The following is a 16,495-nucleotide window of genomic DNA, read 5'->3' as shown; positions in this document are numbered from 1 at the left end:
GATTAGCCCCTACGATCGCGGACGATGAATTGCTGGGTGCGCTTGTTCTTGCGCGTCTTGTAACCCTTGGTCGGAACACCCCACGGGGTGACCGGATGCGGATTACCCTGGCCAGCCTTGGCCTCACCACCACCGTGCGGGTGATCGACCGGGTTCATGGCCGCACCGCGAACGGTCGGGCGAACACCGCGCCAGCGCTTGGCGCCAGCCTTGCCCAGCTTCTCGAGGTTGTGCTCGTCGTTGCCGACTTCGCCGATGGTGGCGCGGCACTCGACCGGCACCTTGCGCATTTCGCCCGAGCGCAGACGCAGCGTGGCATAGATGCCTTCGCGAGCGACCAGCTGGACGGCTGCACCGGCAGCACGTGCGATCTGAGCGCCCTTACCCGGCTTCAGCTCGATACCGTGGACCGTCGTACCGACCGGGATGTTGCGCAGCGGCAGCGTGTTGCCGGTCTTGATCGGTGCGTTGGCACCGGCAATGACCTGATCGCCAGCCTTCAAGCCCTTGGGGGCGATGATGTAGCGACGCTCGCCGTCGACGTAGCACAGCAGGGCGATATGAGCGGTACGGTTCGGATCGTATTCGATCCGCTCCACACGCGCCGGAATGCCTTCCTTGTTGCGCTTGAAGTCGATGATGCGGTAGTGCTGCTTGTGGCCACCACCGACGTGACGCACGGTGATGCGGCCATGGTGGTTACGACCACCGGACTTGCTCTGCGAGTCGAGCAGCGCCGCGTGCGGTGCGCCCTTGTGCAGATCGGGAGTAACCACGCGCACGGCGGAACGACGGCCGGGAGAGGTGGGTTTGAACTTCATCAATGGCATGGGATGGACCTCAGGCCTTGGCCGTTACGTCGATGGACTGACCATCAACCAGGCGGACGTACGCCTTGCGCCAATTGCCACGGCTGCCAGCACGGTTACGGAAGGACTTGCTCTTGCCCTTGACGTTGACCACGTTGACCGCTTTGACCTTGACGTCGAACAGCTGCTCAACCGCGGCCTTTACATCGGCCTTGGTGGCTTCGTTCGAAACTTCGAAGACATACTGGTTGGAGATTTCCTGCAGGCGCGCGGTCTTTTCGGAGACTCGCGGAGCACGCAGCACGCTGAAGATTTTTTCGTTGCTGCTCATGCCAGCCACTCCTCGACCTTCTTGACCGCATCGGCGGTGATCACGACCGTATCGGCCCCGACCAGAGCGACCGGATCCAGACCCTGCACATCACGCACCTGCACATACGGCAGATTGCGGGCGGACAGATACAGGTGCTCGGACGCTTCCTCGGTGACGATCAGCGGGCGCTTGCCCACGTCCAGCCCCTTCAGCTTCTCGATCAGACCCTGGGTCTTGGTGGTTTCGACGTCGAACGCATCGACGATCATCAGGCGACCCTGGCGGTTAAGCTCAGAGAAGATCGCGCAGATGGCCGCACGGTACATCTTGCGGTTGACTTTCTGTTCGAAGCTGCGCGGCTTGGCCGCGAAGGTCACGCCGCCGCCGACGAAGATCGGAGCCGTCAGCGCGCCATGACGCGCACCGCCGCCCTTCTGCTTCTTCGACTTCTTGGTCGTGCCCGCAACTTCCGAACGCGTCTTCTGAGCCTTGGTACCAGCGCGGCCGGCATTGCGATAAGCGACGACGACCTGGTGAACCAGATCTTCGCTGAATTCGCGACCGAACACGGCATCGGAGACCGAGACCTTGTTGTTGCTACCCGTGATAACGAGTTCCATCGTCATCTCTCCTTATGCCTTGCTCGCCGGACGGACGATCACGTCGCCACCAGCTGCGCCAGGCACGGCGCCGCGGATAGCAATCAGACCACGCTCGACGTCGACCTTTACCACTTCCAGGTTCTGCGTGCTTTGCTGCACGGCGCCCATGTGGCCCGACATCTTCTTACCCGGAAAAACGCGACCCGGGGTCTGGCGCTGACCCAACGAACCCGGCGCGCGATGCGACAGCGAGTTACCGTGAGTTGCATCGCCCATACGGAAGTTGTAGCGCTTGATGGTGCCCTGGAAACCCTTACCCTTGGTGACGCCCTGGACGTCGACCTTCTGGCCGACCTCGAAGATGTCCGCCTTGATTTCGCCGCCGACGGCGAAATCGCCGAGCTGCGCGTCTTCAACGCGGAATTCCCACAGGCCGCGACCCGCTTCCACCTTCGCCTTGGCGAAGTGGCCAGCAGCCGGCTTGTTGACCAGCGCGGCACGACGGGTACCAACGGTAATCTGCACAGCGCTGTAGCCGTCAGCTTCGACGGTCTTGATCTGCGCGATGCGGTTTGGAGTTGCTTCGATCAGCGTGACCGGTACCGAGCGGCCGTCTTCAGTGAAGACGCGGCTCATACCAGCCTTGCGGCCTACGAAGCCCAACGAATATTTCTTCGTCATGGTCGTAGTCCTCAGGTCAACTTGATCTGAACGTCGACGCCAGCCGCGAGTTCGAGCTTCATCAGCGCGTCCACGGTCTTGTCGTTCGGGTCGACGATATCGAGCACACGCTTGTGCGTGCGGGTTTCGTACTGGTCACGCGCATCCTTGTCGGCATGCGGGGATACGAGGATGGTGTAACGTTCGATCTTGGTCGGCAACGGGATCGGGCCACGCACTTGCGCGCCGGTCCGCTTAGCCGTTTCGACGATCTCGCTGGCCGAACGGTCGATCAAACGATGATCGAACGCCTTCAACCGAATCCGGATCTTTTGTTCCGACATGACGGAAGCTTCCTTCGTTAAAAGAGCGACGGGCAAGGCCTCTGGGATACCTGCCCCGATATTCCTGACGTAGATGAAATCGCCATGCATCCTGCTGGCGAGGGCATTTCCTCCGCCCAAAAACTGAGGCAGACCGGTAAACCGGCCTGCCCAGACGGAAAAGTATAATGCGCAACAAGAGCACGGTCAACAACATGTGAGTTGTTGAGTGCTCCATGCAACGCGACCTTCCCGGTCTGGCGAACACGAGCGGCATCCTGCCGTTCTTTTCGCTGTAACTCAGCGCCCTACCCAGGGACACCGAGCCGCGCATTATAGCGATGGACTTTTACGGGTGCAAGCACCCTGGCCCGTCAATCCGCCCTCGTGTGCATGCCCGCCCGACCTGGCACACAAAAAAAAGGGCCGGCTTGCGCCGACCCTCTCTTTTGCAGATCCAGCGACTGAACGCCGCCGGGCTGCAGGACTTACTTGATGATCTTGGCAACCACACCGGCGCCGACGGTACGACCGCCTTCACGGATGGCGAAGCGCAGACCTTCGTCCATCGCAACCGGGTTGATCAAAGTCACGACCATCTTCACGTTGTCGCCCGGCATCACCATCTCCACGCCTTCCGGCAGCTGGCAAGCGCCAGTGATGTCGGTGGTGCGGAAGTAGAACTGCGGACGGTAGCCCTTGAAGAACGGGGTATGACGGCCACCCTCGTCCTTGGACAGCACGTAGACTTCAGCTTCGAACTCGGTGTGCGGCTTGATCGAACCCGGCTTGCACAACACCTGGCCGCGCTCGACGTCGTCACGCTTGGTGCCGCGCAGCAGCAGACCGGCGTTGTCGCCTGCCTGACCCTGGTCGAGCAGCTTGCGGAACATTTCCACGCCGGTGACGGTGGTCTTCTGGGTGTCGCGGATACCGACGATTTCGATTTCGTCGCCAACCTTGATGATGCCGCGCTCGATACGACCGGTCACCACGGTGCCGCGGCCGGAGATCGAGAACACGTCTTCGACCGGCATCAGGAACGGACGGTCGACGTCGCGGGTCGGCTCCGGGATGAAGGTGTCGAGCGCGTCGACCAGCTTCAGGATCGCCGGCACGCCGATGTCGCTCTGATCGCCATCCAGCGCAAGACGCGCCGAACCATGGATGATCGGGGTGTCATCGCCCGGGAAGTCGTACTTGCTGAGCAGTTCGCGCACTTCCATTTCGACCAGCTCGAGCAGCTCGGCGTCGTCGACCATGTCGGCCTTGTTCAGGAAAACGACGATGTGCGGCACACCGACCTGACGCGAGAGCAGGATGTGCTCACGGGTCTGCGGCATCGGGCCGTCAGCAGCCGAACACACCAGAATCGCGCCGTCCATCTGCGCCGCACCGGTGATCATGTTCTTGACGTAGTCGGCGTGGCCGGGGCAATCGACGTGCGCGTAGTGACGGTTCGGGGATTCGTATTCGACGTGGGCGGTCGAAATCGTGATGCCGCGCGCCTTCTCTTCCGGCGCCGCGTCGATCGCGTCATACGCCTTGAACTCGCCACCGAAACGCTCAGCACCGATCTTGGTCAGCGCGGCTGTCAACGTGGTCTTGCCATGGTCAACGTGACCGATGGTGCCGACGTTCACGTGCGGCTTGGTGCGCTCAAATTTAGCTTTTGCCATGACTAACTACCTCTAATTGAAAAATTTGTGAGAAGCGGCTGAGCGAACTCAGCCCTTCTTGGTGACGGCGTCGGCGATGTTGGCCGGTGCCTCTTCGTAGTGGTCGAATTCCATCGAGAACGTCGCGCGACCCTGGCTCATCGAGCGCAGCGAGGTCGCATAGCCGAACATTTCACCCAGCGGAATCATCGCATTGATGATCTTGCCCGACGGGCTATCGTCCTGACCCTGCAGCACGCCACGACGACGGCTCACGTCGCCCATCACGTCACCCAGGTAATCCTCCGGGCTGACGATTTCGACCTTCATGATCGGCTCCAGCAACACCGGGCTGGCTTTCGCAAAGCCCTGCTTGAACGCCATCGACGCAGCCAGCTTGAACGCCATTTCCGAGGAGTCGACGTCGTGGTACGAGCCGAACACCAGCTTGACCTTCACGCCCACCACCGGGAAGCCGGCGATCGGACCACTGGTGATCGTCTCGCGCAGACCCTTCTCGACCGAGGGGATGAATTCCTTCGGGATGATGCCGCCGGTGATGTCGTTGATGAAGAGGAAATCGTCCTTGACGTTGTCGCTCTTGCGATCGTCTTCGGTCATCGGCGACAGCTCGATCACCACGTGACCGTACTGACCCTTACCACCGGACTGCTTGGCGTGCTTGTAGTCGGACTTGACGTCGGACTTGCGGATGGTTTCGCGGTAGGCCACCTGCGGCTTGCCGACGTTGGCCTCGACATTGAACTCGCGACGCATACGGTCGACGATGATGTCCAGGTGCAACTCGCCCATGCCCGAGATGATGGTCTGGCCGGATTCCTCGTCGGTCTTGACGCGGAACGAGGGATCTTCCTGCGCCAGACGGCCCAGGGCCATGCCCATCTTTTCCTGGTCCGACTTGGTCTTGGGCTCCACCGCCATCGAGATCACCGGCTCCGGGAACACCATGCGCTCCAGGGTGATGACCTTGTCCTGCGCACACAGCGTGTCGCCGGTGGTGACGTCCTTCAGACCCACGGCAGCGGCGATGTCACCAGCGCGCACTTCCTTGATCTCTTCGCGATTGTTGGAATGCATCTGCAGGATGCGGCCCACGCGCTCTTTCTTCGACTTGACCGGGTTGTAGACCTGGTCGCCGGAGTTCAACGTGCCCGAGTAGACACGGAAGAACGTCAGCGAGCCCACGAACGGGTCGGTCATGATCTTGAACGCCAACGCCGAGAACGGCGCGGTATCGGTGGCCGGACGGGTGTCTTCCTTCTCGTCCTCATCGATACCCTGGACCGGCGGACGGTCGGCCGGCGACGGCAACAGGTGCACGACGCCGTCAAGCATGGCCTGCACGCCCTTGTTCTTGAACGCCGAGCCGCAGAACACCGGCACGATCTCGACCTTCAGGGTGCGCTCGCGCAGACCCACCAGGATCTCTTCTTCGCTCAGGTCGCCTTCGTTGAGGTACTTGTCCATCAGGTCTTCGCTGGCTTCTGCAGCCGCCTCGACCATGAACGAACGCGCCTCGGTTGCGATCTCGACCAGATCGGCCGGGATATCGCGGTATTCGAAGGTGGTGCCCTGCGATGCGGTATCCCAATGGATCGCCTTCATCTTGAGCAGGTCGACCACGCCCTCGAAGCCGTCTTCGGCGCCGATCGGCACCTGCATCGGCACGGCGTAGGCACCCAGACGGGCCTTCAGCTGCTCGACGACCTTGTCGAAGTTGGCACCGGTACGGTCCATCTTGTTGACGAAGGCCATGCGCGGCACGGAGTACTTGTTGGCCTGACGCCACACGGTCTCGGACTGCGGCTGCACGCCACCGACGGCGCACAGCACGAACACCGCACCGTCGAGCACGCGCAAGGAGCGCTCCACTTCGATGGTGAAGTCGACGTGCCCGGGGGTGTCGATGATGTTGAAGCGGTGCTGCGGCATGGACTTGTCCATGCCCGACCAGAACGCGGTGGTCGCAGCGGAGGTGATGGTGATACCACGCTCCTGCTCCTGCTCCATCCAGTCCATCACTGCAGCGCCGTCATGGACTTCGCCGATCTTGTGACTGACACCGGTGTAGAACAGGATGCGCTCGGAGGTGGTGGTCTTGCCGGCATCGATGTGGGCCATGATGCCGAAGTTGCGGTAACGCTCGATAGGGGTGGTGCGGGCCACGGGGAGCCTCTCAATTTCTTGGATTTCGGATGGCCGAACGCCGCCTTTCGGCGGCCTTCGGATTGGATGCGACGCGTAACGCGTCGCAAACAGCACTCAGATGGTGCTGAAGGGCCCCGTTACCAAGGCCCACGAGGTCACCAGCGGTAATGTGCGAACGCCTTGTTCGCCTCCGCCATACGGTGCGTCTCTTCGCGCTTCTTGATCGCGCCGCCACGGCTTTCCGAGGCGTCCAACAGTTCTGCAGCCAGCTTGCGCGGCATGGTGTTCTCGCCACGCTTGCGCGCGGAATCGATCAACCAGCGCATTGCCAGCGCCATGCGACGGGAGGAGCGCACTTCGACGGGCACCTGATAGGTAGCACCACCGACGCGACGCGATTTAACTTCGACAGCCGGGGCCACGTTGTCCAGTGCTTTCTGCACCAGCTCGACGGCATTCGGATTCTTTTCGCCAATGACGTCCATCGCGCCATAGACAATTTTCTCAGCAACCGACTTCTTGCCACTTTGCATCACCATATTGATGAAGCGGGCAATGGTTTCGCTGCCATGCTTTGGATCAGGCAGGACGGTGCGCTGCGGAGTAGAACCTTTACGGGACATTGGAGTGTTTCCTTAGCTCTTCGGGCGCTTGGCGCCGTACTTGGAACGACCTTGACGGCGCTTTGCGACGCCGGCGGCGTCCAGCGAACCACGGACGGTGTGATAACGCACACCGGGAAGATCCTTGACGCGGCCACCACGAATCAGGACCACGGAGTGCTCCTGCAGGTTGTGGCCTTCACCACCGATGTAGCTGATGACCTCTTCCTGATTCGTCAGGCGCACTTTGGCAACCTTACGCAGGGCCGAGTTCGGCTTCTTCGGGGTAGTGGTGTAGACGCGTGTGCAGACGCCACGGCGCTGCGGACACTTGTCCAGTGCCGGGGAGGCACTCTTGTAGGTGGTCGCTTGCCGAGGCTTGCGGACCAGCTGATTGATCGTCGTCATCAGTTGATTCTTCTGATTGAGAGGCCGAGACGGCCTTGCACGAAAACAAAGGCAGGCCGAAAAACGGCCCGCCGAGACAGGGAAGTATAGCTGGCAGGACGAAACTCCGTCAACTTCACGGAATTCTAACCCTGCTGGCCCATCCAGGGCCGGAAAACGGAGGGCCTCCTGCCCTCCTTTTCGCTTGGCTTACGGCGGTCTTGCGACCTCCGTCGGAGCGCTTACTCCTCGTCCGCGCCAGCGTCGGCCACGGCTGCGACCGGCTCGGCTACCGTCGGCTTGCCCGACAGCGTTTCCATTTCCGAGTCGGTCAGACCCGACGACTTGCGACGTCCGGCGTGATATGCCAGACCGGTACCGGCCGGGATCAGACGACCCACGATCACGTTTTCCTTCAAACCGCGCAGGTTGTCGCGGGTGCCGCGCACGGCAGCCTCGGTCAACACGCGGGTGGTCTCCTGGAACGAGGCCGCCGAGATGAACGACTCGGTGGCCAGCGAGGCCTTGGTGATACCCAGCAGCACCGGATCGTACTTGGCCGGCAGTTCGTTGCGCTTGACCAGGCGGGCATTTTCCTCGATGACGCGCTGGCGCTCGACCTGCTCGCCGTTGAGGAACTTGCTGGTGCCTTGGTCGGTGATCTCGACCTTGCGCAGCATCTGGCGAGTGATCACCTCGATGTGCTTGTCGTTGATCTTCACACCCTGCAGGCGGTACACGTCCTGGATTTCCTTGACCAGATACGCGGCCAGCGGCTCGACACCCAGCAGACGCAGGATGTCCTGCGGGCTCGGCTCGCCGTCCACCACGGTCTCGCCCTTGGTCACATGCTCGCCTTCGAACACGATGATCTGGCGGTACTTCGGGATCAGCTCTTCGTGTTCCGACCCATCGGTGTCCTTGATGATCAGGCGCTGCTTGCCCTTGGTGTCCTTACCGAAGCTGATGATGCCCGAGCGCTCGGCCAGGATCGCGGGATCCTTCGGCTTGCGTGCTTCGAACAGGTCGGCAACGCGCGGCAGACCACCGGTGATGTCGCGGGTCTTGGACGCTTCCTGCGGGATCTTGGCAACCACGTCGCCCACGCCGACGGCAGCGCCGTCCTGCAGGTTGACAATGGAGCGCGGCGGCAACAGGTACTGGGCCGGCAGATCCGTATTCGGGATCGTCAGGTCGTTGCCCTTGCCATCGACGATGCGCACGATCGGGCGCAGTTCCTTGGCATGTGCACCGCGACGCTTCGGGTCGGTGATTTCGCGCGAGGCCAGACCGGTCAGTTCGTCGGTCTTCTCGATGACGGTGACGCCGTCGACGAAGTCGATGAAGCGGATGAAACCAGCCACTTCCGACACGATCGGGTGGTTATGCGGATCCCAGTTCGCCACGCCCTGCCCGGCCTTGACCGCATCACCGTCCTTGGCAGTGATGGTGGCGCCATACGGCAGCTTGTAACGCTCGCGCTCGCGGCCATGGCCGTCGAGCACGGACAGTTCGCCCGACCGCGAGACCGCAACCAACGCGCCGCTGGCATGTGCCACCGACTTGAGGTTGTTGAACTTCACCGAACCGGTGGTCTTGACGGTGATGTTGTCCACCGCCGCCGCACGCGATGCCGCACCACCGATGTGGAACGTACGCATGGTCAGCTGGGTACCCGGCTCACCGATCGACTGGGCGGCGATGACGCCGACCGCTTCACCGATGTTGACCTGGTGACCACGTGCGAGATCGCGACCGTAGCAGCGTGCGCACACGCCGAACGAGGACTCGCAGCTGATGGTCGAACGCACCTTCACCGACTGCACGCTGGCGTCTTCCAGCTTGGCAACCCAGGCTTCGTCCAGCAGCGTGTTGCGGGTGACGATCGGCTCTTCGTCGTTGCCCGGCAGGTACACGTCCTCGGCCACCACACGGCCCAGCACGCGCTCCTTCAACGGCTCCACCACGTCGCCGCCTTCCACGATCGGGGTCATGATCAACCCTTCGGTGGTGCCGCAATCGACTTCGGTGATCACCACGTCCTGCGCCACGTCGACCAGACGACGGGTCAGATAACCCGAGTTCGCGGTCTTGAGCGCGGTATCGGCCAGACCCTTACGGGCACCGTGGGTGGAGTTGAAGTACTCCTGCACGTTCAGGCCTTCGCGGAAGTTCGCCTTGATCGGCGTCTCGATGATCGAGCCATCCGGACGCGCCATCAGGCCGCGCATACCGGCCAGCTGACGGATCTGCGCCTGGCTACCACGCGCACCGGAGTCGGCCATGATGTACAGCGAGTTCATCGACTTCTGGTCGATGGTCTCGCCCTTGGCGTTTTCGACCTTTTCGGTACCGATGGTGTCCATCATCGCCTTGGCGATGCGCTCGCTGGTACGCGACCAGATGTCCACGACCTTGTTGTAGCGCTCGCCGGCGGTGACCAGACCGGACTGGTACTGCTCCTGGATTTCCAGCACTTCGGCCTCGGCCTCGGTGAGGATGCCCTTCTTCTCGTCCGGGATCAGCATGTCGTCGATGCCGATCGACACGCCTGCGCGGGTTGCGTAGGCATAGCCGGTGTACATCAGCTTGTCGGCGAACACGACGGTGTCCTTCAAGCCCAGCAGACGGTAGCTGGAGTTGATCAGACGCGAGATGTTCTTCTTGGTCATCTCGGTGTTGGCCAGCTGGAACGGCAGGCCTTCGGGCAGGATTTCGCTCAGCAGCGCACGACCGACCGTGGTGTCCACGATCGAGGTGCCGCTGCTGCGCTTGCCGTCGGCTTCCACGTCCACCTGGGTGATGCGGACCTTGACCTTGGCGTGCAGTTCCACCACGCGGTTGTCGTAGGCGCGCTTCACTTCGCTGGTGTTGGCGAACACCATACCCTCGCCCTTCTTGTTCTCCAGGGCGCGGCTCATGTAGTACAGGCCCAACACCACGTCCTGCGACGGCACGATGATCGGCTCGCCGTTGGCCGGCGACAGGATGTTGTTGGTGGACATCATCAACGCACGCGCTTCCAGCTGGGCTTCCAGCGAGAGCGGCACGTGGACGGCCATCTGGTCACCGTCGAAGTCGGCGTTGAATGCAGTACAGACCAGCGGATGCAGCTGGATGGCCTTGCCTTCGATCAACACCGGCTCGAACGCCTGGATGCCCAGACGGTGCAGGGTCGGCGCACGGTTCAGCAGCACCGGATGCTCGCGGATCACTTCTTCCAGGATGTCCCAGACTTCGGCTTCTTCGCGCTCGACCAGCTTCTTTGCCGCCTTGATGGTGGTGGCCAGGCCGCGACGCTGCAGCTTGGCGAACACGAACGGCTTGAACAGCTCCAGCGCCATCTTCTTCGGCAGGCCGCACTGGTGCAGCTTGAGGTACGGACCGACGGTGATGACCGAACGACCGGAGTAGTCCACGCGCTTGCCGAGCAGGTTCTGACGGAACCGGCCCTGCTTGCCCTTGATCATGTCGGCCAGCGACTTCAGCGGACGCTTGTTGGTGCCGGTGATTGCACGGCCGCGACGGCCGTTGTCCAGCAGCGCATCGACCGATTCCTGCAGCATGCGCTTCTCGTTGCGCACGATGATGTCCGGCGCATTGAGCTCGAGCAGACGACGCAGACGGTTGTTGCGGTTGATCACGCGGCGGTACAGATCGTTCAGATCCGAGGTCGCGAAGCGGCCGCCATCCAGCGGCACCAGCGGACGCAGATCCGGCGGCAGCACCGGCAGCACGGTCATGACCATCCACTCCGGACGGTTGCCCGACTCCAGGAAGGCCTCGATCAGCTTGATGCGCTTGGTGAGGCGCTTGAGCTTGGTTTCCGAACCGGTGCTGGCGATTTCCTCGCGCAGGCGGGTCATTTCCGACTGCAGGTCGATCGTGCGCAGCAATTCGTACACGGCCTCGGCGCCCATGGCGGCGTCGAAGTCGTCGTTGTACTCCTGGCGTGCGGTCAGGTACTGCTCTTCGGTCAGCAGCTGGCGGCGCTCGAGCGGGGTCAGGCCCGGCTCGGTGACCACATAGGCTTCGAAGTACAGCACGCGCTCGATGTCACGCAGGGTCATGTCCAGCATCAGGCCGATGCGCGAGGGCAGCGACTTGAGGAACCAGATGTGCGCGACCGGCGAGGCCAGGTCGATATGACCCATGCGCTCGCGACGCACCTTGGCCAGGGTGACTTCGGTGCCGCACTTTTCGCAGACCACGCCGCGGTGCTTCATGCGCTTGTACTTGCCGCACAGGCACTCGTAGTCCTTGATCGGTCCGAAGATGGCGGCGCAGAACAGGCCGTCACGCTCGGGCTTGAAGGTACGGTAGTTGATGGTTTCGGGCTTCTTCACTTCGCCGTAGGACCACGAACGGATCAGGTCAGGCGATGCCAGCGCGATCTTGATCGCGTCGAAATCCAGCGTCTGGCGCTGTTGATTGAAGAGGTTGAGCAGGTCTTTCATTTGATATCTCCGGGTCGGAGGAATTTCGTAGCTGAGATGAAACCGAGGGCCTTACGTTCCGGATCCCGGCACCGCATCGCGGCGCCGGGATCCGGCTCGATCACTCTTCCAGTTCCATGTTGATCGCCAGCGAGCGGATTTCCTTCACCAACACGTTGAAGGATTCCGGCATGCCCGCGACCATCTCGTGCTCACCATCGACGATGTTCTTGTACATCTGGTTGCGGCCCTGCACGTCGTCGGACTTCACCGTCAGCATTTCCTGCAGGGTGTAGGCCGCGCCGTAGGCTTCCAGCGCCCAGACTTCCATCTCACCGAAGCGCTGACCACCGAACTGCGCCTTGCCGCCCAGCGGCTGCTGGGTGACGAGCGAGTACGGACCGGTCGAGCGTGCATGCATCTTGTCGTCGACCAGGTGGTTCAACTTCAGGTAGTGCATGTAGCCGACCGTGGTCTTGCGATCGAACGCTTCGCCGGTACGACCGTCGTACAACTGGGTCTGACCGCTCTGCGGCAGTTCGGCCAGTTCCAGCATGCGCTTGATTTCCGCTTCGCTGGCGCCGTCGAACACCGGGGTGGCCATCGGCACGCCATCGATCAGGTTCTTGCCCAGGTTGAGCAATTCCTCATCGCTGAACTGCGACAGGTCCACACGCTGTGCATTGATCGCGCTGTCGTGGTTGTAGATGTCGTCCAGGAACTTGCGCAGCTCGCTGACCGCCGCCTGGGCTTCCAGCATGCGCTGGATCTTGCGACCCAGGCCCTTGGCGGCCCAGCCCAGATGCACTTCCAGAATCTGGCCGATGTTCATACGCGACGGCACGCCGAGCGGGTTCAGCACGATGTCGACCGGCTCGCCGGTGGCCATGTACGGCATATCCTCGACCGGCACAACGTTGGAGACCACACCCTTGTTGCCGTGGCGGCCTGCCATCTTGTCGCCCGGCTGGATGCGGCGCTTCACTGCCAGGAACACCTTGACCATCTTCAGCACGCCCGGTGCGAGGTCGTCGCCCTGGGTGATCTTGCCGCGCTTGTCGGCGAAGCGTGCTTCGAATTCCTTCTCGTGCGCCTGGATCTGCTTCTGCGCACGCTCGATGGCGTCGGCAGCGTCTTCGTCCTTCATGCGCAGCTGGAACCAGTCGGACTTCTTCAGGCCGTCCAGATACGCGTCAGTGACGTTGTCGCCCTTCTTCAGGTTCGGACCACCGTTGGCGACCTTGCCCACGATCTGCGAACGCAGACGTGCGTAGATGGCCGCTTCCAGGATACGGAACTGGTCGTCGAAGTCCTTCTTGACGCGCTTGATTTCGGACTCTTCGATCTGACGCGCACGCTTGTCCTTCTCGATGCCGTCGCGGGTGAAGACCTGCACGTCGATGACGGTGCCGTCCATGCCCGGGGGCACGCGCAGTGAGCTGTCCTTCACATCGGACGCCTTCTCACCGAAGATCGCACGCAGCAGCTTTTCTTCCGGAGTCAGCTGGCTCTCGCCCTTCGGCGTGACCTTGCCGACCATGATGTCGCCGGCGCGCACTTCCGCACCGATGTACACCACGCCGCTCTCGTCCAGACGGTTCAGGGCCTGCTCGGACACGTTCGGGATGTCGGCGGAAATTTCCTCCGGCCCCAGCTTGGTGTCGCGCGCAACGCAGGTCAGTTCTTCGATGTGGATCGTGGTGTAACGATCTTCTTCCACCACGCGCTCGGAGAGCAGGATGGAGTCTTCGAAGTTGTAGCCGTTCCACGGCATGAACGCGATCAGCATGTTCTGACCCAGCGCCAGCTCACCGATGTCGGTGGACGGGCCGTCGGCCAGCACGTCGCCGCGCGCGATCACGTCGCCCACATTCACCAGCGGACGCTGGTTGATGCAGGTGTTCTGGTTGGAGCGGGTGTACTTGATCAGGTTGTAGATATCCACGCCGGCATCGGTGCCGCCGCCGATTTCTGCCTCGTTGACCTTGACCACGATGCGGGCCGCGTCGATCTGCTCGATCACGCCACCACGCAAGGCATTGACGGTCACGCCCGAGTCGCGCGCAACCGCACGCTCGATACCGGTACCGACCAACGGCTTCTGCGAACGCAGCGTCGGCACGGCCTGGCGCTGCATGTTGGCGCCCATCAATGCGCGGTTGGCGTCGTCGTGCTCCAGGAACGGCACCAGCGCCGCGGCGACCGACACGGTCTGCATCGGCGAGACGTCCATGAAGTGCACTTCCGCCGGCGGCTTCAGCAGCGACTCGCCCTGGAACCGGCACGGCACGAACTGCTCGGTGAGCATGTTCTTGGCGTCGGTCAGTGCGTTCGCCTGGGCGATCACGTACTCGTTTTCCTCGATCGCCGACAGGTACTCGACGTCGTCAGAGACCTTGCCGTCCAGCACCTTGCGGTACGGCGTCTCGAGGAAGCCGTACTGGTTGGTGCGGGCGAACACGGCCAGCGAGTTGATCAGACCGATGTTCGGGCCTTCCGGGGTTTCGATGGTGCAGACGCGGCCGTAATGGGTCGGGTGCACGTCGCGCACTTCGAAGCCGGCGCGCTCGCGGGTCAGACCGCCCGGGCCCAGTGCGGAGACGCGACGCTTGTGCGTCACTTCCGACAGCGGGTTGTTCTGATCCATGAACTGCGACAGCTGCGAGGAGCCGAAGAATTCCTTGATCGCCGCAGCCACCGGCTTGGCGTTGATCAGTTCCTGCGGAGTCAGACCCTCGGACTCGGCCATCGACAGGCGCTCCTTGACCGCGCGCTCGACGCGGACCAGGCCCACGCGGAACACGTTCTCGGCCATTTCGCCGACCGAACGCACGCGACGGTTGCCCAGGTGATCGATGTCATCGACCACGCCGCGACCGTTGCGGATCTCGGTGAGCACCTTGATCACTTCCAGGATGTCGGAGGTGTCGGTGTGCTCGGCGACCAGACGCTTGGATTCTTCGTCGTTGCGCTCGGCAAAGTACTTCTTGTCGTACAGCACCGACTCACCCAGCACGTCCTTGCGGCCGACGCGACGGTTGAACTTCATGCGGCCGACGGTGGACAGGTCGTAGCGCTCGAAGGTGAAGAACAGGTTGTGGAACAGGTTCTGTGCGGCTTCCTTGGTCGGCGGCTCGCCCGGACGCATCATGCGGTAGATCTCGACCAGCGCTTCGAGCTGGGTCTTGGTCGGATCGATCCGCAGGGTGTTGGACAGGTACGGACCACGGTCCAGATCGTTCACCCACAGGGTGCCGACCGCATCGACGCCGGCCTTGCGGAACGCTGCCAGCTGATCTTCGGTGATCTCGTCGTTGGCATTGGCCAGCAGTTCGCCGGTGGAGCCATCGACCACGTCGTGCGACAGGATGCGGGTGAGCAGGTAGTCGTCCGGCACGGCCAGCGCGGCAACGCCGGCGGCTTCGAGCTGCTTGACGTGACGGGCAGTGATGCGCTTGCCCGCTTCCACGATGACCTTGTCGCCATCGGCCAGGTCGAAGTTCAGCGTTTCGCCACGCAGACGCTCCGGCACCAGCTCCAGCTGCACGCCTTCGTCCGGATTGATATGGAACGTATTGATCTCGAAGAACTCAGCCAGCATCTCTTCGTTGCTGTAGCCAAGCGCGCGCAGCAGGATCGACACCGGCAGCTTGCGGCGACGGTCGATACGGGTGAACAGCGCGTCCTTCGGGTCGAACTCGAAGTCCAGCCAGGAACCGCGGTACGGAATGATGCGGGCGCTGTACAGCAGCTTGCCCGAGCTGTGGGTCTTGCCACGGTCGTGGTCGAAGAACACACCCGGCGAACGGTGCAGCTGCGAGACGATGACGCGCTCGGTGCCGTTGACGATGAAGGTGCCGTTGTCGGTCATCAGCGGGATTTCGCCCAGATAGACCTCCTGCTCCTTCACGTACTTGATGGCCTTGGTCGACGACTCGCGGTCGTAGATCACCAGGCGCACGGTCACGCGCAGCGGCGCGCCATAGCTCATGCCACGCTGACGGCATTCACGCTCGTCAAACACCGGCTGACCCAGCTTATAGCCCACGTATTCCAGCGCGGCATTGCCGCTGTAGCTGGAAATCGGGAACACCGACTTCAGTGCCGCGTGCAGACCGAGGTCCTTACGCTTGTTCGGCTCCACGTCTTCCTGCAGGAATTCGCGGTAGGAATCGACCTGGATGGCAAGCAGGAACGGCACTTCGAGAATCGAGCGCTGCTTGCCGAAGTCCTTGCGGATACGCTTTTTTTCGGTGAACGAATAAGACGTCATGAGTCTTCACCCTAGGCTGCGGGGGCCGCGTCGCGGCGGCCCTGAAATAACAAAATTGTCAGTTGGAAGTCGCTGGTATTGCCGGCACCAGCACGCCTTCTCCCGCTACTTCCAACTACCAACTCGGTGAGGCCGGGAATCGGGAATGGAGAAATGGGAATCGGATGAGCACGCGATGTTGCATTTGCGACTCCCCAATCCCGATTCTCGATTCCCGCCCGAAACGGCCAAAGGCCGGGAGCTTTACGCTCCCAGCCTTCAGT

General features: G+C 62.2%; 11 protein-coding genes. All 11 read right to left on the bottom strand.

Features of this window, described 5'->3' with window-relative positions; translation table 11 throughout:
• Window positions 1–2: 2 nt before the first annotated feature.
• The 11 genes from rplB to rpoB all read right to left on the bottom strand — a co-directional run bounded on the left by rplB (window position 3) and on the right by rpoB (window position 16,232).
• On the bottom strand, window positions 3–830 hold the full coding sequence (gene rplB, locus KHN93_RS05120; RefSeq protein ID WP_003486715.1) for a 50S ribosomal protein L2: 828 nt from the start codon (window positions 828–830) through the stop codon (window positions 3–5).
• A 10-nt stretch (window positions 831–840) separates the two neighbouring features.
• Window positions 841–1,140 carry a 50S ribosomal protein L23 gene (gene rplW / locus KHN93_RS05115; protein WP_002811694.1) on the bottom strand — a complete coding sequence of 100 codons (300 nt, stop codon included), beginning with the start codon at window positions 1,138–1,140 and terminating at the stop codon, window positions 841–843.
• Window positions 1,137–1,742: a 50S ribosomal protein L4 gene (rplD, locus tag KHN93_RS05110; RefSeq protein WP_016900669.1), complete on the bottom strand. Its 606-nt coding sequence runs from the start codon at window positions 1,740–1,742 to the stop codon at window positions 1,137–1,139. The genes rplW and rplD overlap by 4 nt, the downstream gene beginning before the upstream one ends.
• 12 nt (window positions 1,743–1,754) lie before the next feature.
• Window positions 1,755–2,405: a 50S ribosomal protein L3 gene (gene rplC / locus KHN93_RS05105; protein WP_047125911.1), complete on the bottom strand. Its 651-nt coding sequence runs from the start codon at window positions 2,403–2,405 to the stop codon at window positions 1,755–1,757.
• A gap of 11 nt (window positions 2,406–2,416) precedes the next feature.
• Entirely contained in the window at window positions 2,417–2,728 is a 312-nt protein-coding gene (gene rpsJ, locus KHN93_RS05100) for a 30S ribosomal protein S10 (RefSeq protein ID WP_003486723.1), read from the bottom strand.
• A gap of 467 nt (window positions 2,729–3,195) precedes the next feature.
• Window positions 3,196–4,386: an elongation factor Tu gene (tuf, locus tag KHN93_RS05095; protein WP_024938571.1), complete on the bottom strand. Its 1,191-nt coding sequence runs from the start codon at window positions 4,384–4,386 to the stop codon at window positions 3,196–3,198.
• Between the two features lie 48 nt (window positions 4,387–4,434).
• Window positions 4,435–6,552, bottom strand: a complete 2,118-nt coding sequence (gene fusA / locus KHN93_RS05090) for an elongation factor G (RefSeq protein ID WP_024938568.1) — start codon at window positions 6,550–6,552, stop codon at window positions 4,435–4,437.
• A 137-nt stretch (window positions 6,553–6,689) separates the two neighbouring features.
• Entirely contained in the window at window positions 6,690–7,157 is a 468-nt protein-coding gene (gene rpsG / locus KHN93_RS05085) for a 30S ribosomal protein S7 (protein WP_005993356.1), read from the bottom strand.
• A gap of 12 nt (window positions 7,158–7,169) precedes the next feature.
• Complete coding sequence (gene rpsL, locus KHN93_RS05080) at window positions 7,170–7,544, bottom strand: 30S ribosomal protein S12 (protein ID WP_002811712.1); 375 nt, start codon at window positions 7,542–7,544, stop codon at window positions 7,170–7,172.
• A gap of 221 nt (window positions 7,545–7,765) precedes the next feature.
• The gene (rpoC, locus tag KHN93_RS05075; RefSeq protein WP_039524480.1) at window positions 7,766–11,980 is read right to left on the bottom strand and encodes a DNA-directed RNA polymerase subunit beta'; all 4,215 of its coding nucleotides are present in this window, start codon (window positions 11,978–11,980) and stop codon (window positions 7,766–7,768) included.
• 100 nt (window positions 11,981–12,080) lie between these two features.
• A complete protein-coding gene (gene rpoB / locus KHN93_RS05070; protein ID WP_016900677.1) occupies window positions 12,081–16,232 on the bottom strand; it encodes a DNA-directed RNA polymerase subunit beta in 4,152 nt (1,383 codons plus the stop codon).
• Window positions 16,233–16,495: the final 263 nt, after the last annotated feature.

Origin of the sequence: Xanthomonas arboricola pv. juglandis (assembly GCF_905367715.1) — a bacterium.
GTDB classification, from domain to species: Bacteria; Pseudomonadota; Gammaproteobacteria; order Xanthomonadales; family Xanthomonadaceae; genus Xanthomonas; species Xanthomonas arboricola.
This window is presented reverse-complemented; position numbering and strand designations above follow the sequence as displayed.

Coding starts and splice junctions, on each gene's coding strand:
- tuf (WP_024938571.1), bottom strand. CDS start 4,386: ATGGCAAAAGCTAAATTTGAGCGCACCAAGCCGCACGTGAACGTCGGC.
- rpoB (WP_016900677.1), bottom strand. CDS start 16,232: ATGACGTCTTATTCGTTCACCGAAAAAAAGCGTATCCGCAAGGACTTC.
- rplD (WP_016900669.1), bottom strand. CDS start 1,742: ATGGAACTCGTTATCACGGGTAGCAACAACAAGGTCTCGGTCTCCGAT.
- rpsG (WP_005993356.1), bottom strand. CDS start 7,157: ATGTCCCGTAAAGGTTCTACTCCGCAGCGCACCGTCCTGCCTGATCCA.
- rpoC (WP_039524480.1), bottom strand. CDS start 11,980: ATGAAAGACCTGCTCAACCTCTTCAATCAACAGCGCCAGACGCTGGAT.
- rplC (WP_047125911.1), bottom strand. CDS start 2,405: ATGACGAAGAAATATTCGTTGGGCTTCGTAGGCCGCAAGGCTGGTATG.
- rplW (WP_002811694.1), bottom strand. CDS start 1,140: ATGAGCAGCAACGAAAAAATCTTCAGCGTGCTGCGTGCTCCGCGAGTC.
- rpsJ (WP_003486723.1), bottom strand. CDS start 2,728: ATGTCGGAACAAAAGATCCGGATTCGGTTGAAGGCGTTCGATCATCGT.
- rpsL (WP_002811712.1), bottom strand. CDS start 7,544: ATGACGACGATCAATCAGCTGGTCCGCAAGCCTCGGCAAGCGACCACC.
- rplB (WP_003486715.1), bottom strand. CDS start 830: ATGCCATTGATGAAGTTCAAACCCACCTCTCCCGGCCGTCGTTCCGCC.